Below are 19,915 nucleotides of genomic sequence, written 5' to 3'. Positions count from 1 at the left end.
CGCGCAGCGGCGGACGGGGCTGGCGCAGGGCCGGGGAGTGCAGAGGGCGCGGCCAGGCGTCCTCTGCCCGGTCGCCGCGCCGGGACACAGGCTGCTGCCGCAGCTGACGGCGAACGGAACCGGCGCCATACCCCGTGGCGAACGGAACCGGCATCAATGCCAGCCCCGCCGCGCCGGGGCAAAGGCTGCCGCCGCAGCTGACGGCGAACGGAACCGGCGCCATACCCCGTGGCGAACGAAACCGGCGCTTAACCCGTAACCGGCGCTTAACCAGCAAAAAACACCACTTTGCCCCGCTGAAAGGTGGCCTGCACCGGCGCAATCCGCGCCACGGCTTCAGCAGAGCAGCTGGCTGACACCAGCATCATACTGGCTTCATCCTGCAGCGCAGGCCACTGCCGCACGCCCTGATTAGAGAGCGGCAGAATACCCCCGGTTGCAATATGCAGCGCGCGGCTTAGCCCGTACTCATCAGAGCCGCGGTAAAGCTGAGCATAAAGATTCGCTTTTTCCAGCATGCTGCCGGTGCCAAAAGGGGACCAGTGATCGACCACACTGTCAGTGCCGGTCATGACGTTGACGCCTGCTGCCTGCAGCTGCGGCAGCGGCATGTTCAGTCTGCCGATCGGAATGGTGGACGCCAGGCTAATCTGCTGCTCCGCCATGCCCGCAATCATCCGATCCAGCGCACTTCCCTCCAGCGTGGCCAGTGCAAAGCCGTGGCTCAGCGTTACGCGTCCTTTAAGCTGTGGATGACGGGCAACGGTATCAATCATGTACTGAATAGCCGCTACGCCCGCCGCGCTGGTCTCGTGCAGATGAATATCCACGCCGCGCTGAAAGTCGAGCGCTATCTGAAACATTGCATCAAGCGACGCTTCCATTGCGCCATCAACGCTGGTCGGATCGAGGCCGCCCACATGCGTGACGCCTGGCTGCATCGCCTCGCGCATCAGCCGATCAACCTTAGAGTGCAGCAGGCCGTGTTGCGGAAAGGCGACAATCCCGCAGCGGAAATCGGGATGCTGCGCCAGCGCCTGCTGCAGGTGCGCCAGGCTCTGCAGGCCGCTGACCGGATCGATGTTGCAGTGGCTGCGCGCTTCGGTAGTGCCTTTGCTCTGCAGCAGGGCAATCAGTGCTTCGGCCCGCGCCTGTGAAGTGGGGAGCAGCTGCGGGATCAGCACCTCTTCCCGGGCGATCATATCCATAATGGTTTTGCCCTGACGCGGGCGCGGAGCCTGCCACGGGCCGCCATAAAACGTCTTATCGAGATGGATATGCATATCGCGGGTGCGGGGCAGCAGCAGCGCGCCCTGTGCATCCCACTGCGGCAGCGCAGCGTTACGTGGTGTACTGGCTGGCTCAATCGCGACAAACAGCTCCTCTTTAATCGTGAGGTTATAGTACGCGGTGCGGGTGGCAATCACCTCGCCGCCTTCGCGTTCAAACGCCTCTTCAAGGCGCACGTTGCAGAGCTGATAATGGGCAGCGTCAGGCGGGGGTACCGCGGTCTGACAGGCTGGAAAGGCGGGTAACGGCGCGGCGCGACTCATACCGGCAGCCAGCAGGCTTCCGGCGGCGGTCAGACGAACGCCCTGGCTGAGAAAAGAACGACGGCTGGCAGAGGTAACGGGCATAGAAGGCTCCGGATCGCAGGGAAAACCCTAATCTGACAAATCTGCCGCGCCGCCGCTGCGATATTTGCCACTGCCCGGCAGTGGAAAAATCACTGCCACTGCAGATGGCAGAACTCAGCCAGCGCCTGCGCCAGCGTCTGCTGCAGCGCATCCTGCGGCAGTCGGCAGAACAGCGCCAGCTCAAAATGCGTAACCGGCGGCAGGCCCTCGGCGACGCCCAGCACGCGATGGCCGGGAAGACGGCAGCTGGCGGGCAGCAGCGTCAGGCCCAGTCCGGCTTCGCTGGCGCTGGCGAGCGCCGCCAGGCTGGCGCTGCTGTAGCTGATGCGCCAGCTGCGCGCCAGCTGGTCCAGCGCCTGACACATCTCTTCCCGGTAGAGCCCCTGCTGCGGAAACACCACCAGCGGCACCGGCGCGCGGGTAAAACAGGGATGAGCCTGGCTATCGAGCCAGAGCAGCGGTTCAGGACGCGAGGCGAGGGGGCGCTCGCCGCCGGGCTGCTTGATGAGCATGATATCCAGCTCTTCGCGCAGCCATGCACGGTGCAGATCAACATACATGCCGCTCATGACATCAAGACGCAGCTGCGGATGCGCCCGACTGAAATCCGCCAGCAGCCCGGCGGTCGGTGCTGCAAAATCCTCCGGTACACCAAGCCGCAGAACGCCATCTCGCCAGGTATCGCCCATGACATCCCACGCTTCACCGTTGAGCGTAATGATGCGGCGCGCGTAGGCCAGCATCTTTTCACCCTCTTCGGTCAGCGTAACCTGATGTGAGGTGCGTACCAGCAGCGCTTTGCCAAGCATCTCTTCCAGCCGGCGCACCTGCTGGCTGACGGTGGACTGAGAAAGATGAACCCGCCCGGCGGCACGGGTAAAGCTGGCGGTTTCGCATACGGCAACAAAGCTCAGCAGCTGCTGAGGCGTGAACATAGGCTGACGATTCATTTTTCCACTGTTCGCTATGGCATTATTTTATTTCCCAATAGTAATCGCTGCTGCGATGCTGGCAACCTTTTCACACTGAGAGTGTTTATGAACAGAAACTCCCTGTGGCTGACGCTGGCCGCCCTGATCCTGGCCGGGCTGAATATGCGTCCGCTGCTGACGTCAGTCAGCCCGCTGCTCGGTCAGCTGCGCCGGGCGATCGGCCTGTCACCGCTGGTGGCGTCGCTGCTGCCGGCGGTGCCGATGATCATGATGGGCGCGGTGGCGCTGCTGAGCGCATCGCTTTTGCAGCGTATTACGCTGCAGCGCCTGCTGCAGGCAGGATTGCTGCTTCTGCTGCTGGCGCTGCTGGCGCGTGCGGCTACCGGCAGCGGCAGCGGGCTGGTCGCCAGCGCACTGGTTGCGGGTCTCGGTGCTGGCGTGGTGCAGATGGCGATGCCGGGTGTGATTCGCCAGCGTTTTGCACAGCGCAGCGCTGCCGTAACCGGGCTGTGGGCGGGCGCACTGATGGGCGGCGGCGGGGTGGCGGCGGCGCTGACGCCCTGGATCAGCACCAGAATTGGCTGGGCGCTGGCGCTAAGCAGCTGGGCCTTACCGGCACTGCTGGCTCTGCTGCTCTGGCTGCGGGTAAGGCTGCCAGCGACGACGGCGCAGCCGGCTCCGGCGTTGCCCCCGCTGTGGCGCATGCCGCGCGCCTGGTCGCTGGCGCTCAGCTTTGGCCTGGTAAACGGCGGCTACGCCACCTGCGTGGCGTGGCTCCCGGACGCGTATCAGCAGGCCGGCTGGAGTGAACAGGCGGGCGGTTCACTGCTTGGCGTGATGATCCTGTGTCAGGTTATCGGTGCGCTGCTGATGCCGCTGCTGGCCCGCCGCACCGACCGGCGTCCGCCGCTGATTTTCAGCCTGCTCTGTCAGCTGACGGGTATGGCGGGCCTGCTGGTTGCGCCGCAGTTCGCCCCCTGGTGCTGGGCCGCAGTGGCCGGGTTTGGTCTTGGTGCCGCGTTTCCGCTGACGATAGTGCTGGCACTTGATCATCTGCCACACCCGCAGACGGGCGCGCGCCTGGTGGCATTTATGCAGGGCGCCGGGTTTATCATTGCCGGCTGCATGCCGTTTGTCGCCGGCCAGCTGCAGGCGTTCAGCGGCAGCTTCTCCAGCGTCTGGCTGATGCAGAGCACAATTACGCTGGGCCTGATTGCGCTGAACCTGCGTTTTCATCCGCACAGCTATAGCGGAGCATTTACGCATGTCTCACGCTGATTGGTCCTACCAAAAGCGTTAAAACCCTTTTGTCGAGTCACACTGCTGCAAAATTCTCCCGCAATGCGTTGCTTTCAGTTAACAACGCATTAACTATCTGACGCCATAAGCCCGGTTTACTGAATGCGGTCCGACCACTTTCAGCGCGTCACGGGCACTGTCGCACGGTGCATGTTCTGCTGCACCGTGCCGGTCTGGATACTCTGGAGAAAACGGCATGCAGGTATGGCAGCAAAACTATGACCCGCTTAATAATCTGTGGCTATCCAGCCTGGTCGCAGTGGTCCCGATTGTTTTTTTCTTTTTTGCGCTGATTAAACTCAAGCTTAAAGGCTACCAGGCGGGCACAGCGACCGTTGTGCTGGCGTTGCTGGTGGCACTGCTGCTGTATGGCATGCCGGTGGGGCAGGCGCTGGCGTCGGCGGTGTATGGTTTTTTCTATGGCCTGTGGCCGATCGCCTGGATCATCATTGCCGCCGTGTTTGTATATAAGATCTCGGTTAAAACCGGCCAGTTTGACATTATCCGCGCGTCGATCCTGTCGATCACGCCGGATCAGCGTCTGCAGATGCTGATCGTTGGCTTTGCCTTTGGCGCCTTCCTGGAAGGGGCTGCGGGATTTGGTGCCCCGGTGGCGATTACCGCTGCGCTGCTGGTCGGGCTGGGCTTTAAACCGCTCTATGCAGCGGGCCTCTGTTTGATTGTCAATACCGCACCGGTGGCGTTTGGCGCGATGGGGATTCCGATTATTGTGGCCGGTCAGGTTACCGGACTGGACAGCTTTCAGATTGGCCAGATGGCCGGGCGGCAGCTGCCGTTTCTGACGCTGATTGTGCTGTTCTGGATCATGGCGATTATGGATGGCTGGCGCGGGGTGAAAGAGACCTGGCCGGCGGTGATGGTGGCGGGAGGATCGTTCGCCATTGCTCAGTTCCTGAGTTCCAACTTTCTCGGGCCGGAGCTGCCCGATATTATCTCATCGCTCGCTTCATTGATCTGTCTGACACTGTTTTTACGCCGCTGGCAGCCGGTCCGCATATTCCGTTTTGAAGAGCGCGATGCAGCTGACGCCATGCCCGGGGCGCAGCGCTATACGCTGGCGCAGGTTGTGCGCGCCTGGATGCCGTTCCTGTTCCTTACTGCGACGGTGACGCTGTGGAGCATTCCGCCGTTCAAGGCGCTGTTTGCCAAAGGCGGCGCGCTCTATGACTGGGTCTTTACCGTGCCGGTACCGCTGCTGCATGAGCTGGTGGCGCGGATGCCGCCGGTGGTGAGTCAGGCCACGCCGTACGCTGCGCTGTTTAAATTTGATGTGGTTTCAGCAACCGGCACGGCGATTCTGGTTGCGGCGCTGCTGTCGATCCTCTGGCTGCGGATGAAACCGCGCGCGGCGCTGCAGACGTTCGCAGAAACGCTGAAAGAGCTGGCGCTGCCAATCTACTCTATCGGCATGGTTCTGGCGTTTGCCTTTATCTCTAACTACTCCGGTCTTTCCGCTACGCTGGCGCTGGCGCTGGCGCACACCGGGCAGGCGTTTACCTTTTTCTCACCGTTTCTCGGCTGGCTGGGCGTGTTTCTGACCGGATCGGACACCTCCTCTAACGCGCTGTTTGCCGCCCTGCAGGCGACCACGGCTCAGCAGATCGGCGTATCCGATATTCTGCTGGTGGCCGCCAATACCACCGGCGGCGTAACCGGCAAGATGATATCGCCGCAGTCGATTGCGATCGCCTGCGCGGCGGTCGGGCTGGTGGGGAAAGAGTCCGATCTGTTCCGCTTTACCGTGAAACACAGCCTGATATTTACCTGTATGGTCGGGGTGATCACCACGCTGCAGGCCTACGTGCTGACGTGGATGATCCCGTGAGCGCGCCGCTGCGCGAACGTCTTAGCGCCTGGATCAGCGCGCAGCAGCTGACGCCCGGCATGCGGCTGCCGGGCGAGCGCCAGCTGGCGGCGCTGCTGGGCGTTTCGCGATCCTCCCTGCGCGAGGCGATTCAGCAGCTGATTAACAGCGGCGTGCTGATCAGCAAACGCGGCGGCGGCACCTGGCTGTGCCAGCCGCCGGAGCCCTGGTCAGAACAGCGTATCGTCGAGCCGATGCGCCAGCTGCTGGCGGCCGATCCCGACTACCGCTGGGATATTCTGGAGGCGCGTCACGCTATCGAGGCCAGCACCGCCTGGCACGCCGCGCTGCGCGCAACGGAAGCGGATAAAGAAAAACTGCGCTACGCCTTTGATGCGCTGCTGCGGCTGAACGACTGCGGCGATCCCGATCTCGCCGCGCAGGCCGATCTGCGTTTTCATCTCGCCATCGCAGAGGCTTCACACAATCTGGTCTTACTGCAGACCATGCGCGGCTTTTTCGATTTGCTGCAGTCATCGGTACTGCACAGCCGTCAGCGCATGTATACCCAGCCGGTGATTTTTAACCGCCTCAATGAGCAGCATCAGGCGATGTTTGATGCGGTGATGGCAGGCGATGCCGCCGCCGCGCGTCAGGCGGCGATGGATCACCTCGGCTTTGTCCATACCACGATGAAAACGCTGCATGAAGATGAAGCGCGTCAGGCGCGCATCACCCGCCTGCCGGGTGAAACGGCAGCGACCCGTAAGGAGAACACCTGATGATTATTTCTGCTGCCAGTGACTATCGCGCCGCAGCGCAGCGCATTTTGCCTCCGTTCCTGTTTCACTATCTTGATGGTGGTGCTTACGCTGAGCATACGCTGCGGCGCAACGTGGCCGATCTCTCTGACGTCGCGCTGCGTCAGCGGGTGCTGAAAAATATGTCCGCGCTGAGTCTGGAAACCCGGCTGTTTAATGAGACGCTGGCGATGCCGGTGGCGCTGGCGCCGGTGGGGCTGTGCGGCATGTATGCGCGCCGGGGGGAGGTACAGGCGGCGCGGGCGGCGGCACAGAAGGGAATCCCCTTTACCCTCTCTACCGTCTCGCTCTGTCCTATCGAAGAGGTGGCGCCAGCCATCAACCGGCCGATGTGGTTTCAGCTCTATGTACTGCGCGATCGCGGATTTATGCGTAACGCCCTGGAGCGCGCCAAAGCAGCCGGCTGCACCACGCTGGTGTTTACGGTCGATATGCCCACGCCGGGGGCGCGCTATCGCGATGCACACTCCGGCATGAGCGGGCCGCACGCCGCGCTGCGCCGCTACTGGCAGGCAGCAACCCACCCGCAGTGGGCGTGGGACGTCGGGCTGCACGGCCGGCCTCACGATCTGGGCAACATTTCAGCTTATCTCGGCAAGCCCACCGGTCTGGAGGATTACATTGGCTGGCTGGCTAACAACTTCGATCCCTCTATCTCCTGGCAGGATCTGGAGTGGATCCGTGATTTCTGGGAGGGGCCGATGGTGATTAAAGGCATCCTGGATGCGGAGGATGCGCGCGATGCGGTGCGCTTTGGCGCTGACGGCATCGTGGTCTCCAACCACGGCGGACGGCAGCTCGATGGCGTGCTCTCGTCAGCGCGTGCGCTGCCGGCCATCGCCGATGCGGTTAAAGGTGATATCACCATTCTGGCAGACAGCGGCATTCGCAGCGGTCTGGATGTGGTGCGCATGCTGGCGCTCGGTGCCGACAGCGTGCTGCTGGGACGCGCCTTTATCTATGCGCTGGCGACGCACGGGCAGCGCGGCGTGGAGAATCTGCTGACGCTGATTGAAAAAGAGATGCGGGTCGCGATGACGCTGACCGGCGCAAAATCGATCGCGGATATCACACAGGATTCGCTGGTGCAGGCTAACGCCCTGCTGAGCGAGGCGGGTTTACAGCCTGCACGTCCGCGCGCGGTGCGCTGAGCCAGGCAAAACAGAGCGGGTTGTCTATACTCAGTGCTGTCCACTAACAGGAGGAATGACATGACCATTCACAAGAAAGGATCGGCCCATTGGGAAGGTGACATCAAAGGTAAAGGTACCGTCAGCACAGAGAGTGGCGTACTGAATCAGCAGCCGTATGGTTTTAATACGCGCTTTGAAGGCGAGAAAGGAACCAACCCGGAAGAGCTGATTGGTGCCGCACACGCTGCCTGTTTCTCCATGGCGCTGTCGCTGATGCTGGGCAACGCCGGCCATAAGCCGGAGAGCATCGACACCACCGCCGATGTCTCGCTGGACAAAAAAGGCGAAGGCTTTGCCATCACTAAAGTGGCACTGACCAGCACCGTGTCGCTGCCGGGCGTGGATAAAGATGCCTTTGACGAGATTATTCAGAAAGCGAAAGCAGGCTGCCCGGTATCGCAGCTGCTGAATGCGGAAATCACGCTGGATTACACGCTGAATAACTGATTGCGTCACGCGCAACGGTCAATGTTTTAACGATGCGCCTGCGGGCGCATCGTTGTTTCTGCACTCAGGCATACTCTGCATCATGCAGCGCTTCGCGTACGTTACGCAGGCTGCTGCGCGCAATACGATACGCCTTGCGCGGATCGCCCGCCACAAACTCAAACGTGGGTGAATAGTAGAAGGGAAGCCAGCCATCGAAGCCATTTTCCCACTCCCAGCGCACCGGGCAGGGCCAGAGGATACCGTCATACAAAATGTAATAAACCCAGCGTCCGGCAGGACGGCGGGGGCGCGATTTCTTCATGGGATTCACAACGATGATAGTGTAAAACAGCTTATATTTTGAACCTTATTGCCAGCGCTTGCAATGGCGACTGGCTAAAATGTGAGCAGTATAGTAAATCCTGGCCTCAATTCAGCGATGAACCTCGCCACACAGCAAGACCACGTTGGGACGGACTTTATAGATGCGATTGGCCATGGTTTCACAGGCCGCTTTTGTCGGATAAATACGCTCTGATACCGGCAACGCGTCACAGGCATCGTGCCCGCAGGCACTCACTAATAAAACAAAACCAATCAGCATAACCGGGCTCCTTTAACACCTTCGCGCTGGTACGGAATGTGTGGCTGTGTGTTCCCTTTTTTGATCCAGTATAGACAATTGGCTCACAGGTCAATGAACACCCCGAGCGGCTTTTTTATCCGAACGGTCTGCCAGCAGCGCGCTGCGCATCCAAACCCGGCATAATCCAGGCTAAACTGTGCAGCTGACCCCTTTTAAACGAGTGAGAAAAGCATGTCTGATATTGCCCATCCTGCCAGCAGTCCAAAACAGGCTGCTCTGCAGCTGGTTATCGAACTGGTCCGTGCCGGAAAATTAAGCCCTCTGCATGGCGATGCGTCAAATATGATCTCCATTTATGAGCAGTTCAAGAGTCACTTTGAAGCGGATAAACATAAAGATTCTGCTATCTCCTGACAAACTCAGCCGTCCGGCACGTTCTGCTGCAGCGAACCAACGCTGCGGCACCGGCCAGACGGCTGTTTCATACGATTATGCCCCTGGCCCTGTATAATCACTCTCCTGCACTATTTCTCTGCCAGTTAATTTATCCGGATTGAGTTTTGATATTTCTCACACTTTCTGTATCCAGATCTGAAACCGGTTGCAGAAAATCTTCTGGCTGTGTATTCGTTAATTAAACATCATTCAAAGGAAACGATCATGCCAAAGATTTTACTGTGCTGTGCCGCCGGAATGTCCACCAGCATGGTGGTGCAGAAAATGGAAAAAGCGGCAAAAGAGCAGGGTGTTGATGTTGAGATAAAAGCCGTAGGTATAGAGGAGTTTAATGAAGAAATTCAGGGTGTTGATTGCTGCCTGCTGGGCCCGCAGATCAAATATAAACTGGCTGATTTCGCTCCAATAGCCCAGCAGCTTAATAAGCCTATCGCCGTCATAAATAGCATGGATTACGGCATGATGAACGGCGAAAAAATATTAGCCGATTCATTAAAGCTGATTCACGCCTGAAAATAACGCCCGCACTCAAATAATTCTTCCGCCTGCGCAGCTGCTGCGCAGGTTAATTCTCTTGTTGCCTGTCGCAAGGAGCTTGCTCATGAGCAGCATCAGTGAATCTTTATTTGGCGTCATTGAAAACCGTATCAGTCCATTCGCCGGACGCCTCTCCAGCCAGCGTCACGTTATCGCGATCCGCGATGGCTTTATCGCTTCTATGCCGTTTCTGATTGTCGGCTCGTTTATGCTGCTGTTTGCTCATCCGCCATTCTCTGCCGACAGTTCATGGGTTTTCGCACAGTGGTGGCTGGGTATGGTGCAGGCGCATGAAGCGCAGATCATGATGCCCTACAACATGACAATGGGCATTATGGCGCTCTATATCGCCAGCGCTATCGCCTATAACCTGGCCACCAGCTACAAAATGAATGGTTTTATGGCGGCGAGCCTGTCGCTGATGGCTTTTCTGGTGGTGGCCGCTCCCCAGAGTGATAAGACACTGCCGGTAGGCTCGCTCGGCGGGGAAGGGATCTTCACCGCGATTCTGGTGGCGCTGTTCGCCACGGAAATGATGCATTTCCTGCAGAAACACCATATCGGCTTTAAGCTGCCCGAGCAGGTTCCGCCGAAAATCCGCCAGTCGTTCGATCTGCTGATCCCAATTGTCGCCATTTTCCTTACGCTGTTTCCGCTCAGCCTGTGGGTGCAGGCGCAGTTTGGCATGCTGCTGCCACAGGCGATTATGGCCATCTTCGCGCCGGTCATCTCCGCATCTGATTCACTGCCTGCAGTACTGATTGCGGTGCTTTTGTGCCATATGCTGTGGTTTGCCGGCATTCATGGTGCGGTGATCGTAGGAGGCATTCTGCAGGCGTTCTGGCTGACCAATCTCGGGCTGAATCAGCAGGCGCTGAACGCCGGTGAGCCGGTCATGCACGTGTTTATTGAACCTTTCTGGCAGTTTTTCATTGTGATAGGCGGATCGGGTTCCACTATGGGGCTGGTGCTGCTTTATCTGCGCAGCCGTTCAGCGCACCTGCGTTCAATTGGCAAACTGAGCATTGTGCCCAGCATGTTTAACATCAACGAGCCGGTGATATTTGGCTCACCGGTGGTGATGAACCCTATTCTGTTTATTCCGTTTCTGCTTGCGCCGCTGGTTAACGCCGTAATCGCCTGGACCGCCACCAAAACTAATCTGATTAATCATGTTATCTCACTGGCGCCGTGGACCACGCCCGCTCCGATTGGCGCCGCCTGGTCAACCGGCTGGGACTGGCGCGTGATCGTGCTGATTGCCGTGCTGGTGGCGATTGCCACGCTTATTTACTACCCGTTTTTCAGGATGTATGAGCGCCAGCTGCTGCAACAGGAGCAGGAGCAGGCCGCCGCGGCACAACTGGCTAAGGAGTCATAATGGAAATTGATGAAACCACGGTAATGGAGCTGATTATTCAGGCGGGAGAGGCGCGCTCCTGCGCCATGCAGGCGCTGCGTGCGGCGCGTAAGCAGGCGTGGAGTGAAGCGGACGCACAGCTCACGGCCGCTACGCAGGCGGCGAAAGCGGCGCACCGTATCCAGACCGAACTGATTGGTGCTGATGAGGGCTGCGGCAAAATTCCGGTCAATTTAATTATGGTACATGCCCAGGATCATCTGATGAACGCCATGCTCTGTCGCGAACTGGCAGAAGAGATCATTCAGCTGCGTCGTGAACTGGCGGCGCAACACTAAGGAGCAGCTATGCAGCATCATAATCCCGGTGCGTTTCCGGATGGATTTCTCTGGGGCGCATCAACGTCGGCGTATCAGGTTGAGGGCGCATGGAATACGGATGGCAAAGGGCCGTCAGTCATCGACCACGCGCGCTTCAGCGATAACGTCACTGACTTTACCGTCTGCAGCGATCACTATCACCGCTTTAAAGAGGATATTGCGCTGCTGGCTGAAATGGGACTAAAAACCTACCGGTTTTCAATTGCCTGGAGTCGTCTTTATCCCGACGGCGACGGCGAGCTTAATCCGGCCGGCGTGGCGTTTTACCAGCAGCTGATTGATGAAATCTGCCGGCACGGCATTGAACCGCTGGTCACGCTCTACCACTTTGACCTGCCGTGGGCGCTGCAGCAGGCGGGCGGCTGGTCAAACCGGCGCACCGTCGCAGCGTTTGAGCGCTTTGCCGTCACCTGTTTTGAACACTATGGCAAGCAGGTAAAATACTGGCTGACCATCAATGAGCAGAACATGATGATCCTCAAGGGCGAGGTCATCGGCACGCTGGCAGTGGGCACCGAAGATGTGCAGCGCACCCTTTATCAGCAGAATCACCATATGATGCTGGCGCAGGCGCAGGCGATGATCGCCTGTCATCAGCGTCTGCCGGGCGCAAAAATCGGTCCGGCACCGAATATCTCCTGCGTTTACGCCGCCAGCTCACGGCCGGAGGATGTACTGGCCGCCGATAATTTTTCAGCTATTCGTAACTGGCTCTATCTCGATCTTGCGGTGCACGGACGTTACAACGCGGTAGTGTGGGCCTTTTTACAGCAGCGTGGCTGGCTGCCGGAGATTGCGGCGGATGATATGGCGATCATTGCAGCGGGCAAACCCGATTTTATCGCGTTCAACTACTACGCCTCCGCTACCGTCAGCGCTGACCTGCCGGATGCGGCACGCGGTGAACTCAACAGTAAGCAGAAAGCGGATCAGCAGATGGCGGGCATCGACAGCACGGTGTATGTCGGCTGCAATAATCCGCATCTGGCGCAGAATCAGTTTGGCTGGTATATCGATCCGGTCGGCTTTCGCATCACCGCCCGCGAGATCTACGCGCGCTATGCGCTGCCGCTGATTGTCACGGAAAATGGCCTGGGCGCCTTTGATACGCTGGAGGCGGGCAACAAAGTACATGACGATTATCGTATCGCCTACCTGCGCGATCATCTGCGGCAGCTGCGGCTGGCGATTGCGGATGGCGTAGTGCTGTTTGGCTACTGCCCCTGGTCAGCGATCGATCTGGTCAGTACCCATCAGGGGATCGGTAAACGCTACGGCTTTATTTATGTAAACCGCGATGAGCATGACCTGAAAGATCTGGCGCGCTATCGTAAAAAGAGCTTTTTCTGGTATCAGCAGCTTATTGCCAGCAACGGCGCTACGCTCGACGACGCGGTCAGCTACTGATCGCGCCGCGCGGGTCCGTCAGCAACCGACGCGCGTTCAATCAGCCGCCCGCTAAAGGGCGGCAACACGCTGACCGGTTTCCCCTCCAGCATGGCGACCAGCTGCGCCAGCGTGTGCTGGATCATTTCAGCAACCGGCACATGTACCGTGGTCAGCGGCGGCAGAAAAAAGGCGGCCATATTGATGTCATCGAAACCCACCAGAGAGACATCCTGCGGCAGCCGTTTTCCAGCCTCGTGCAGCGCCAGTGCTGCGCCCATCGCCATATCGTCATTACTCGCCATCAGCGCGCTGAACGCGATCTGCGACGCCAGCAGCTGCTGCGTGGCCAGCTGACCGCTGAGCGAGGTCCACGCGCCCTGGATGACCCGGCCAGGCTCAAAAGGCAGCTGATGGGCTGCCAGCGCCTGCTGATAGCCAGCCAGCCGCGCGGCCGCGGTGGGCGAGCCCGGCAGGCCAGTAATAAACGCGATATCCTGATGCCCGCGCTGGATCAGATACCGCACGGCATCAAAGGTATTCTGCTGATGGGTGGCCCAGACGCAGTGTTCTGCATGCTGCGTCAGCTGCCGGTTCACCACCATAATCGGAATGGCGTGCTGCTCAATCAGCGCTTCCAGCGCGGCCGTATCCAGAAAGCGTGGATAGATAATGATCGCGTCGCAGCGCAGATCGAGCAGAAATTCAATGGCCGCCCGCTCATCGTCGGCGCTGGTCTTACCGTCAGCCAGAATCAGCTGCCGCCCGTAGTTATTGGTCAGGGTGGCGGTCTGGTAAAGCAGCTCGCTGAAGTAGGGGCCGTTGAACAGGGAGTGGGTGACAATCAGACCAATATTCTGTGACTTCTGCGTTGCCAGGCTGCGTGCCAGCAGGTTAGGACGATAGCCGGTCTCTTCGATCGCCTGAAACACTTTCTGCTGCGTCGCTTTACTGACGTAGCGCGTCCCCGCCAGCACGCGCGATACGGTGGCTTTAGAGACGCCGGCTTTCCGGGCCACATCCAGCATTGTAATCATTTTTCCGTCCCATCATCCCTTTACGTGTAAGCGTGATAGTAACTGAAAATGCGCGGCGGCAGAGGAGCGCTCAGGTAAACAGTGAAGCCGATCAGGCAAAGAACCAGGCGGGCAGTATCGCAATCAGATTATTCAGCGTATGCAGGAAGATAGGCAGGGCCAGGTTATTACTGCGCAGGCGCGCATAGCAGAGCAGCAGCGAAAAGAGCGTCAGCGCCACCAGCGTTTCCCAGTGCACATATTGCGTATGCAGCGCCGCAAACAGCAGCGACGTCAGCAGCATGCAGGCGAAGCGGCTGCGGGGCGCCCACAGCAGAAACGCCTGCAGCAGGAAGCCGCGAAACAGCACTTCTTCAAATACCGGCGCCAGCAGGACTGCCGTCAGCAGCAGGATCAGCATTGAGTTGCGCCCCTGCTGGCTCTGCTCAATCAGCCAGCCTTCCGGCTGTAAAAACTGCGTCTGAGCCACCATCAGCAGAAACAGGGCACCAATAAACAGCAGCGTCTGCAGAGGGCGCAGGGCTCCCAGCGGAATATCGTTGCGCCGCTGACAATAAAAGCGGTAGAGCGGATAGATCACGGCGAATTCAAACAGGCAGAGCACCGGCACCAGCAGGCCATCATTACGCAACGCACTATAGTTAGGAAAGAGCGTAATCAGCATCGTTACGAGGTAGTAGACAACAAAGCAGCCCGCGTAAAACAGGGTTAAGGTAACTTTGTCGGATTGAGTATCCATAGGCGACTCAGCGGGCAGGGGGAATGGCATAGTAGCAATGGCGCTGGGTGCTGTCGAGGTGCGCGATCTCAGATTTCAGTACCACCTGAGCTTTACAGTGAAAACCAGGCACGGCGGGCAGATACCCGACGGGTGTGCCTGGCAGTCACCAGCCAGCGCGTTAGCGAACGCGCACGGCGACAAACGTCATCAGAATGGCGCAGCCGATAAAAATCATGAGTTCCATAGTAAGCCTCCTCAGATGATTCTTAGAAATGATAGTTTTTTTCTGAGCAAAAGTGAGTCATTTAGTGCGATTAATCCTAAACTGGCCGCGGAAAATAGCCGTTTCCGGCGCTGAAACGGGCATTTTTTTCGGCCGGTAGCGTTCGTTTACGCGCCGTGCTTTGCTACTCTCAGAGGCGACGTTGTTATCTGTTCAGAAGGAGAGAGTTGTGACGCATTGTGGAAAAGTCCTGTTGCTAACGGCTGCCATGGCCTTGAGCGCCTGTCAGTCTGCCGGAAAAACCCGTAGCCAGGCTGCGGCCAGCGTGGACCCGGAAACCGATCAGTGCCGTGCATCGCAGTATCAGCACTTTATCGGCCAGCCGCTGACTGCGATCGGTAGCCAGAAATTTGCGGGTCCGGTACGCGCAATCCCCTGGAACGGTGCCGTCACCATGGACTTCAATCTGCACCGGCTCAATTTTATGGGCGATAAAGAAGGAAATATCACCCGCGTCTACTGCGGCTGACACCAGACGGACACATGACTGTCATCGGGTTGTCATGCCCGACGGCGAGGATACTCTGACAAACAGAGATCGCCTCGTCATATCAGACATGCACTGTTCGTCTTGTTTCTTCCCGCTGCGGCGGGAATTTTTTTAACGGGCAAACGCACGACGGCAACGAGAGGTGATAATGAGAAAAGTTTCAGGTTTTCTGCTGGCTGCGCTGCTCTCCCCGCTGGCGCATGCATCCGGCGAAGCCGCCTGGCAGCAAAATGAGCAGCAGGGCCGCCAGGCGTGTCTGCTGGCCAGTACGCTGGCGCAGGCGAAAATTGTGGGTAAGCCGGTACAGTTTGATGACCGCGCCGGTTATGACGCTCTGCTGCTGCAGGGGCGCTATCCGCAAAAGCACATGAAAAATCGCACCGGACGTGAGCTCTGCCTCTATCATCGTCAGAGTGGCAGAGCCGTGGTCAGTGAGGCCGATCAGCTGCGGATAGCAAAATAAACAGTGGCTCAGGCGCCTGGCTCGCTGCTGCCCAGTAGCTGTGCCAGCAGCGTCCGGTAGCTCTGCAGACGCTGCTCATCGCCCTCAAACTCCAGCTTCTCAATGACCCGCGCCACAACCGCTTTACTGGTCGCAGGCTGCCCTTCGGCCATCAGTTCCCGCATAATAGCTGCCAGCAGATCGCTCTCATGCGGCAGGTGCCAGGCAGGCGTGTTGAAATAGTCGGTAATCGCCCGACTGGCGCTGTCAGGATAGGTTCTCATGGCTGACCTCCGCAGAGACAACATGGCGTGCCGCCAGAAGGCGGCAGCAACAGAACCTGAACGGCATGCCCGCAAACGTGGCCGCGCGTCTGGTTATTTTTTAAACATAGTTGCGCCCCCTGAGCTTGTCAGTAACGCTTCGTCATATTTTTTCACAATTGCCGATTGTCCTGACGCAGCGTCAGCGTCATCTGCCAGCGCTGCTGCGTCAGCAGAAACTCCGGACTGACGCTGGGGCTCCAGGAGTCATCGCCGCCGACTCCCATATGAAAACCATCAAGATGCAGCCAGCAGCCCGCCTCCGGTTGCAGCAGATGACGATGCGACGTATCGCGCAGCTGCTCAAGACTGTAGCGGCTGAGTGAAAAGGCAAAATCACCGCCGATCTGCCAGCTGCCGCTGTCGAGCTGACGGGTGCCGCAGCGCAAACCATTTTCCCCGGGGAAAACATAATGGGTGGTGAGTTCGGCAAGCGGCAGCTGCCAGCGGGAGAACTGCGCTGCCAGCTGGCGATCCGGATAGTTTTCGTGAGGACCCAGACCCAGCCAGCTGACCTGCTCCGGCGAGTGCGCCAGCTGGCAGCGCCAGCCGATACGCGCCGGCGGTGGTAATCCGGCGGCCTGCTCCACCGTCAGGGAAAGCGTAACCTCACCGCGGGCGCTGATAAAGTAGCGCTGGTGCGTGGTAAAGCAGACCTGCTCCTGCGCGCGCCACTGATGCCAGCTTTCAATCTGTACCCCGTGCGACAGGCTGTCGGCCTGCATCGCCAGCAGCTCCGGTTCAAGCTTTTCGTAGCCGGCGCGCCGCCAGCGCTCGACCCAGGCGTTGGGATCCACGCTGGCTGCTTCACTGGTGCCGATATCGTTGTCAATTGGCGCGCGGACAAAGCAGGGCTGCAGCGGTGTCAGCAGGGTCTGCTGCTCACCCACCAGCCACGCAGTCAGTTCACCGCTCAGGCGTGAGAAGCGCCAGCGCTGCTGCGCGATCGCCACTTCAATCTCCTCCGGCTGCATAAGCAGCTGCGGCGCACTGTCGCCGATCGCCGGCAGGCGCAGCGGCAGCGCGGCAGGCAGCTGCCACTGATCCCACGCCACGCGGGCATCAGCGTCGGACCAGGCGGTAGCTTCCGGCTGGTGCACCGCAACATTCAGCCACGCGGCACCCTGAAGGCCTGACGGCAGCGCAATCTCAATCTGCTGACTGCCCTGCGGCGCAATATCGAGCGGCACCGTGCCGGTCGCGACCGGCACGCCATCCTGCTCAATGCACCAGCGCAGCTGCTCGTTATCGCTGTGCCGGAACAGATATTCACTGGTAACGGTGATGCGGCCCGGCTGCGTGACGTCGTGCTCAAAGCGGAAAAACTGCTGCGCGCGCTGCGCCTCAAACAGGGCGGGGTGCGGCGAGCGGTCAGCATAGACCAGACCATTCATGCAGAACTGACGATCGTTAGGGGTGTCGCCAAAATCGCCGCCGTACGCCTGCCAGGCATTACCGCTGCTGTCGTAGCGCGTCAGGCTCTGATCGGCCCAGTCCCAGACAAAGCCGCCCTGCAGACGCGGAAATTCACGAAACGCCTGCCAGTATCTGGCAAAGCCGCCAAAGCTGTTCCCCATCGCGTGCGCATACTCACACAGAATCAGCGGGCGCTGTTCACCCGGCAGGCCAATCCATTTTTTCAGCGACCACTTGGGCACGGCCGGGAAGGGCTGATCCTGATCGACCCGCGCATACATCGGGCAGATAATATCGGTTGCATTGCTGTCTGCGCCGCCTCCCTCATACTGCACCGGACGCGTTGTGTCGCTGCTTTTAACCCAGCGGTAGAGGGCGTCATGCGTGCTGCCATGTCCGGATTCGTTACCCAGCGACCAGATAATAATGCAGGCATGGTTGCGGTCGCGCTGTACCATGCGCGTCACCCGCTCGCTGAAGGCGGCAAACCAGCGCGGATCGTCAGAGAGCCGGTTCATCGGCTGCATACCGTGCGTTTCAATATTTGCCTCATCTACCACATAGAGGCCGTAGCGATCGCACAGGCGATACCAGAGCGGATGGTTAGGGTAGTGGGCGCAGCGCACCGCATTGAAGTTATGCCGCTTCATCAGCACGATATCGCGGCGCATGCTGGCCTCATCCACCACCTGACCGCGTTCCGGATGGTGTTCATGGCGGTTAACGCCGCGAATCAGCAGCGGCTGACCATTCAGGCAGAGCTGGCCCTGCTCAATGCTGACGCGCCGGAACCCGATATCATACGCTTCCGCTTCCAGCACCTGATGCTGCGCATCCAGCAGGGTGACCACCGCGCGGTAAAGGTGGGGCGTCTCCGCGCTCCAGAGCCGTGGCTGACTCACCGGCAGCCGTAGCGTGGCCCGCTCCGGATAGCGTCCGCGCTCATCGATGATGGCGCTGCCGGGCGCCTGCTCCTGCGTGCCGACGCAGGTATCGCCCAGCCACAGCGAGACGCGAATATGGCAGCCTGCCAGCGCGGTCTGACTGGCATCAAGCTTTACGCTGACGCGCAAATCGCCCTGCGAATACTCCGGGCTGAGCGCGGTTTCAAGCTGGATATCCGCGAAGCGGACGTCAGGTTTATGCAGCAGCGTCACATCGCGGAAAATGCCGCTCATGCGCCACATATCCTGATCTTCCAGATAGCTGCCGTCACACCAGCGCAGCACCATCACCGCCAGGCGATTTTCGCCTGCCTGCAGCGCAGCGCTGAGGTCAAACTCCGCCGGCAGACGGCTGTCCTGAGAGTAGCCAAGCCAGTGTCCGTTACACCACACAAAGCAGGCCGAATTAACACCGTCAAAAATAATGCGCGTCTGGCCCCGCTGCAGCCACTGCTCATCAACGGTAAATGTGAGCGAATAGCAGCCGGTAGGGTTGGCCTGCGGCACAAACGGCGGATTAACCGGAATAGGGTACTGCACGTTGGTATAAACTGGCGCATCATAGCCGTACAGCTGCCAGTTAGCCGGTACCGGAAGCGCCGCAGCATCCGACAGATCCTGCTGCAGCCAGCTCTCCGGCACCGCTTCAGGCTGGGTAAAATAGCTGAACTGCCAGTCACCGTTCAGCGACTGCAGGGAGGGCGACGGGCGATCATCGCGGGCGGCCTCTTCATCGCGCCAGCTGGCAAAGGGCGGATGGGTATCGAGACGGTGCAGGCTGGTGATAACCGGATTTTCCCAGTCGCGACGCGCCAGGATAGCCGCTAAAGAGAGCGCAGAAGTCATGATGATATCTCTGAAATTGTAATGCGCTCACATTGATGCAAATAGCATCAGCTGTAAAGCGTTGGTTGCTGAAACCGTGACAAAAAAGCAGAATCTGCAGCAGGCTGCCGGCAGCAGCAAAACGTTTCGCCCTTAGATGTTGAATTGTTACGCTTTTTTAAGGCTTATTTATTCACAAAAGTGAGGAAAAGCGCTTGTTGTTTTCTTCTGCTCAGTGCTAACGTCAGCACTCCTTTCCTTATCGAGTTCATTGCATGAAAAATCTGATTGCAGAACTCCTGCTCAGGCTGGCGGAGAAAGAAGAGGCGTCCAAAGATCTGGTGGTACAGATCGAGGCGCTGGAGATCGTGCTGACTGCCATGCTGCGCCAGCTGGATGCGGAACAGCACCATCAAATCGCCAGCGCGATTAAAAATGCGATGCCGCCCGCCGCGCCGGTTGCTGAGAGCGCTGATGCGGTACTGCTGCGAAATTACATCGAAAAATTACTCAAATATCCTCGCCAGTGAGCCTGCGTAAGCGATTTGCCGCTGTTTCGCTGATTTTCGTGCCAGACTGATAAAGTCCCCCTA

Annotated in this window: 22 protein-coding genes; 14 read left to right on the top strand and 8 right to left on the bottom strand. The window is 59.0% G+C overall.

Annotated elements, in window-relative coordinates; all coding sequences use genetic code 11:
- Window positions 1-266: 266 nt before the first annotated feature.
- Window positions 267-1,637 (bottom strand): amidohydrolase, encoded by a 1,371-nt coding sequence (locus AC2CF9_RS09040; protein WP_484556798.1) that lies wholly within the window; start codon window positions 1,635-1,637, stop codon window positions 267-269.
- A gap of 89 nt (window positions 1,638-1,726) precedes the next feature.
- Complete coding sequence (locus AC2CF9_RS09035; RefSeq protein ID WP_484556797.1) at window positions 1,727-2,587, bottom strand: LysR family transcriptional regulator; 861 nt, start codon at window positions 2,585-2,587, stop codon at window positions 1,727-1,729.
- Window positions 2,588-2,674: 87 nt separating this feature from the next.
- Between AC2CF9_RS09035 and AC2CF9_RS09030 the strand changes: the two genes are divergently transcribed.
- The 5 genes from AC2CF9_RS09030 to AC2CF9_RS09010 all read left to right on the top strand — a co-directional run bounded on the left by AC2CF9_RS09030 (window position 2,675) and on the right by AC2CF9_RS09010 (window position 8,154).
- On the top strand, window positions 2,675-3,847 hold the full coding sequence (locus AC2CF9_RS09030) for a cyanate transporter (RefSeq protein WP_484556796.1): 1,173 nt from the start codon (window positions 2,675-2,677) through the stop codon (window positions 3,845-3,847).
- A gap of 217 nt (window positions 3,848-4,064) precedes the next feature.
- The gene (lldP, locus tag AC2CF9_RS09025) at window positions 4,065-5,714 is read left to right on the top strand and encodes an L-lactate permease (RefSeq protein ID WP_484556795.1); all 1,650 of its coding nucleotides are present in this window, start codon (window positions 4,065-4,067) and stop codon (window positions 5,712-5,714) included.
- A complete protein-coding gene (gene lldR, locus AC2CF9_RS09020) occupies window positions 5,711-6,475 on the top strand; it encodes a transcriptional regulator LldR (protein ID WP_223810701.1) in 765 nt (254 codons plus the stop codon). Before lldP ends, lldR begins: the two co-directional genes overlap by 4 nt.
- Window positions 6,475-7,665 (top strand): FMN-dependent L-lactate dehydrogenase LldD, encoded by a 1,191-nt coding sequence (gene lldD, locus AC2CF9_RS09015; RefSeq protein WP_071668602.1) that lies wholly within the window; start codon window positions 6,475-6,477, stop codon window positions 7,663-7,665. Before lldR ends, lldD begins: the two co-directional genes overlap by 1 nt.
- Before the next feature lie 60 nt (window positions 7,666-7,725).
- Entirely contained in the window at window positions 7,726-8,154 is a 429-nt protein-coding gene (locus AC2CF9_RS09010) for an OsmC family protein (RefSeq protein ID WP_150017739.1), read from the top strand.
- A gap of 64 nt (window positions 8,155-8,218) precedes the next feature.
- Here AC2CF9_RS09010 and AC2CF9_RS09005 read toward each other — a convergent pair whose 3' ends face one another.
- On the bottom strand, window positions 8,219-8,458 hold the full coding sequence (locus AC2CF9_RS09005; RefSeq protein ID WP_039382924.1) for a hypothetical protein: 240 nt from the start codon (window positions 8,456-8,458) through the stop codon (window positions 8,219-8,221).
- Window positions 8,459-8,569: 111 nt separating this feature from the next.
- Complete coding sequence (locus AC2CF9_RS09000) at window positions 8,570-8,740, bottom strand: hypothetical protein (RefSeq protein ID WP_190314986.1); 171 nt, start codon at window positions 8,738-8,740, stop codon at window positions 8,570-8,572.
- A 213-nt stretch (window positions 8,741-8,953) separates the two neighbouring features.
- Here AC2CF9_RS09000 and AC2CF9_RS08995 point away from each other — a divergent pair, with 213 nt between their 5' ends.
- The 5 genes from AC2CF9_RS08995 (at window position 8,954) to AC2CF9_RS08975 (ending at window position 12,862) form a co-directional block, all read left to right on the top strand.
- Window positions 8,954-9,136, top strand: coding sequence for a hypothetical protein (locus AC2CF9_RS08995; protein ID WP_039382925.1), 183 nt, complete (start codon window positions 8,954-8,956; stop codon window positions 9,134-9,136).
- 246 nt (window positions 9,137-9,382) lie between these two features.
- Complete coding sequence (locus AC2CF9_RS08990) at window positions 9,383-9,691, top strand: PTS sugar transporter subunit IIB (RefSeq protein ID WP_150017737.1); 309 nt, start codon at window positions 9,383-9,385, stop codon at window positions 9,689-9,691.
- An 88-nt stretch (window positions 9,692-9,779) separates the two neighbouring features.
- The gene (locus AC2CF9_RS08985) at window positions 9,780-11,096 is read left to right on the top strand and encodes a PTS sugar transporter subunit IIC (protein ID WP_484556794.1); all 1,317 of its coding nucleotides are present in this window, start codon (window positions 9,780-9,782) and stop codon (window positions 11,094-11,096) included.
- A complete protein-coding gene (locus AC2CF9_RS08980; RefSeq protein WP_484556793.1) occupies window positions 11,096-11,413 on the top strand; it encodes a PTS lactose/cellobiose transporter subunit IIA in 318 nt (105 codons plus the stop codon). The genes AC2CF9_RS08985 and AC2CF9_RS08980 overlap by 1 nt, the downstream gene beginning before the upstream one ends.
- Before the next feature lie 9 nt (window positions 11,414-11,422).
- Window positions 11,423-12,862: a glycoside hydrolase family 1 protein gene (locus AC2CF9_RS08975; RefSeq protein WP_484556792.1), complete on the top strand. Its 1,440-nt coding sequence runs from the start codon at window positions 11,423-11,425 to the stop codon at window positions 12,860-12,862.
- On the opposite strand, the gene AC2CF9_RS08970 is transcribed toward AC2CF9_RS08975, so the two are convergent.
- Window positions 12,856-13,878 (bottom strand): LacI family DNA-binding transcriptional regulator, encoded by a 1,023-nt coding sequence (locus tag AC2CF9_RS08970; RefSeq protein ID WP_039382930.1) that lies wholly within the window; start codon window positions 13,876-13,878, stop codon window positions 12,856-12,858. The two genes, AC2CF9_RS08975 and AC2CF9_RS08970, sit on opposite strands and share 7 nt — an antisense overlap.
- Window positions 13,879-13,969: 91 nt before the next feature.
- Window positions 13,970-14,617: a CPBP family intramembrane glutamic endopeptidase gene (locus AC2CF9_RS08965; RefSeq protein WP_150017727.1), complete on the bottom strand. Its 648-nt coding sequence runs from the start codon at window positions 14,615-14,617 to the stop codon at window positions 13,970-13,972.
- A 37-nt stretch (window positions 14,618-14,654) separates the two neighbouring features.
- On the opposite strand from AC2CF9_RS08965, the gene AC2CF9_RS08960 reads away from it, so the two are divergent.
- The 3 genes from AC2CF9_RS08960 to AC2CF9_RS08950 all read left to right on the top strand — a co-directional run bounded on the left by AC2CF9_RS08960 (window position 14,655) and on the right by AC2CF9_RS08950 (window position 15,835).
- A complete protein-coding gene (locus AC2CF9_RS08960) occupies window positions 14,655-14,957 on the top strand; it encodes a hypothetical protein (RefSeq protein WP_484556791.1) in 303 nt (100 codons plus the stop codon).
- A 94-nt stretch (window positions 14,958-15,051) separates the two neighbouring features.
- On the top strand, window positions 15,052-15,351 hold the full coding sequence (locus AC2CF9_RS08955; RefSeq protein WP_484556790.1) for an I78 family peptidase inhibitor: 300 nt from the start codon (window positions 15,052-15,054) through the stop codon (window positions 15,349-15,351).
- Between the two features lie 169 nt (window positions 15,352-15,520).
- Complete coding sequence (locus AC2CF9_RS08950; RefSeq protein WP_150017721.1) at window positions 15,521-15,835, top strand: hypothetical protein; 315 nt, start codon at window positions 15,521-15,523, stop codon at window positions 15,833-15,835.
- An 8-nt stretch (window positions 15,836-15,843) separates the two neighbouring features.
- Here AC2CF9_RS08950 and AC2CF9_RS08945 read toward each other — a convergent pair whose 3' ends face one another.
- Entirely contained in the window at window positions 15,844-16,098 is a 255-nt protein-coding gene (locus tag AC2CF9_RS08945; protein ID WP_094112121.1) for a biofilm development regulator YmgB/AriR family protein, read from the bottom strand.
- 152 nt (window positions 16,099-16,250) lie between these two features.
- The gene (locus AC2CF9_RS08940; RefSeq protein WP_484556789.1) at window positions 16,251-19,343 is read right to left on the bottom strand and encodes a beta-galactosidase; all 3,093 of its coding nucleotides are present in this window, start codon (window positions 19,341-19,343) and stop codon (window positions 16,251-16,253) included.
- 254 nt (window positions 19,344-19,597) lie between these two features.
- Between AC2CF9_RS08940 and iraP the strand changes: the two genes are divergently transcribed.
- Window positions 19,598-19,852, top strand: a complete 255-nt coding sequence (iraP, locus tag AC2CF9_RS08935; RefSeq protein ID WP_094112120.1) for an anti-adapter protein IraP — start codon at window positions 19,598-19,600, stop codon at window positions 19,850-19,852.
- Window positions 19,853-19,915 lie beyond the last annotated feature (63 nt).

It is taken from the genome of Pantoea sp. SYBGC1, from assembly GCF_057197005.1.
The sequence above is the reverse complement of the archived record's forward strand: the minus strand, read 5'-3'. Positions and strand labels throughout refer to the sequence as shown.

Coding starts and splice junctions, on each gene's coding strand:
- AC2CF9_RS09040 (WP_484556798.1), bottom strand. CDS start 1,637: ATGCCCGTTACCTCTGCCAGCCGTCGTTCTTTTCTCAGCCAGGGCGTT.
- AC2CF9_RS08975 (WP_484556792.1), top strand. CDS start 11,423: ATGCAGCATCATAATCCCGGTGCGTTTCCGGATGGATTTCTCTGGGGC.
- AC2CF9_RS08940 (WP_484556789.1), bottom strand. CDS start 19,343: ATGACTTCTGCGCTCTCTTTAGCGGCTATCCTGGCGCGTCGCGACTGG.
- lldP (WP_484556795.1), top strand. CDS start 4,065: ATGCAGGTATGGCAGCAAAACTATGACCCGCTTAATAATCTGTGGCTA.
- AC2CF9_RS09010 (WP_150017739.1), top strand. CDS start 7,726: ATGACCATTCACAAGAAAGGATCGGCCCATTGGGAAGGTGACATCAAA.
- AC2CF9_RS09035 (WP_484556797.1), bottom strand. CDS start 2,587: ATGAATCGTCAGCCTATGTTCACGCCTCAGCAGCTGCTGAGCTTTGTT.
- AC2CF9_RS09030 (WP_484556796.1), top strand. CDS start 2,675: ATGAACAGAAACTCCCTGTGGCTGACGCTGGCCGCCCTGATCCTGGCC.
- AC2CF9_RS08960 (WP_484556791.1), top strand. CDS start 14,655: ATGGCGCTGGGTGCTGTCGAGGTGCGCGATCTCAGATTTCAGTACCAC.
- AC2CF9_RS09000 (WP_190314986.1), bottom strand. CDS start 8,740: ATGCTGATTGGTTTTGTTTTATTAGTGAGTGCCTGCGGGCACGATGCC.
- AC2CF9_RS08950 (WP_150017721.1), top strand. CDS start 15,521: ATGAGAAAAGTTTCAGGTTTTCTGCTGGCTGCGCTGCTCTCCCCGCTG.
- lldD (WP_071668602.1), top strand. CDS start 6,475: ATGATTATTTCTGCTGCCAGTGACTATCGCGCCGCAGCGCAGCGCATT.
- AC2CF9_RS08945 (WP_094112121.1), bottom strand. CDS start 16,098: ATGAGAACCTATCCTGACAGCGCCAGTCGGGCGATTACCGACTATTTC.
- AC2CF9_RS08965 (WP_150017727.1), bottom strand. CDS start 14,617: ATGGATACTCAATCCGACAAAGTTACCTTAACCCTGTTTTACGCGGGC.
- AC2CF9_RS08985 (WP_484556794.1), top strand. CDS start 9,780: ATGAGCAGCATCAGTGAATCTTTATTTGGCGTCATTGAAAACCGTATC.
- AC2CF9_RS09005 (WP_039382924.1), bottom strand. CDS start 8,458: ATGAAGAAATCGCGCCCCCGCCGTCCTGCCGGACGCTGGGTTTATTAC.
- AC2CF9_RS08970 (WP_039382930.1), bottom strand. CDS start 13,878: ATGATTACAATGCTGGATGTGGCCCGGAAAGCCGGCGTCTCTAAAGCC.
- AC2CF9_RS08990 (WP_150017737.1), top strand. CDS start 9,383: ATGCCAAAGATTTTACTGTGCTGTGCCGCCGGAATGTCCACCAGCATG.
- AC2CF9_RS08980 (WP_484556793.1), top strand. CDS start 11,096: ATGGAAATTGATGAAACCACGGTAATGGAGCTGATTATTCAGGCGGGA.
- iraP (WP_094112120.1), top strand. CDS start 19,598: ATGAAAAATCTGATTGCAGAACTCCTGCTCAGGCTGGCGGAGAAAGAA.
- AC2CF9_RS08995 (WP_039382925.1), top strand. CDS start 8,954: ATGTCTGATATTGCCCATCCTGCCAGCAGTCCAAAACAGGCTGCTCTG.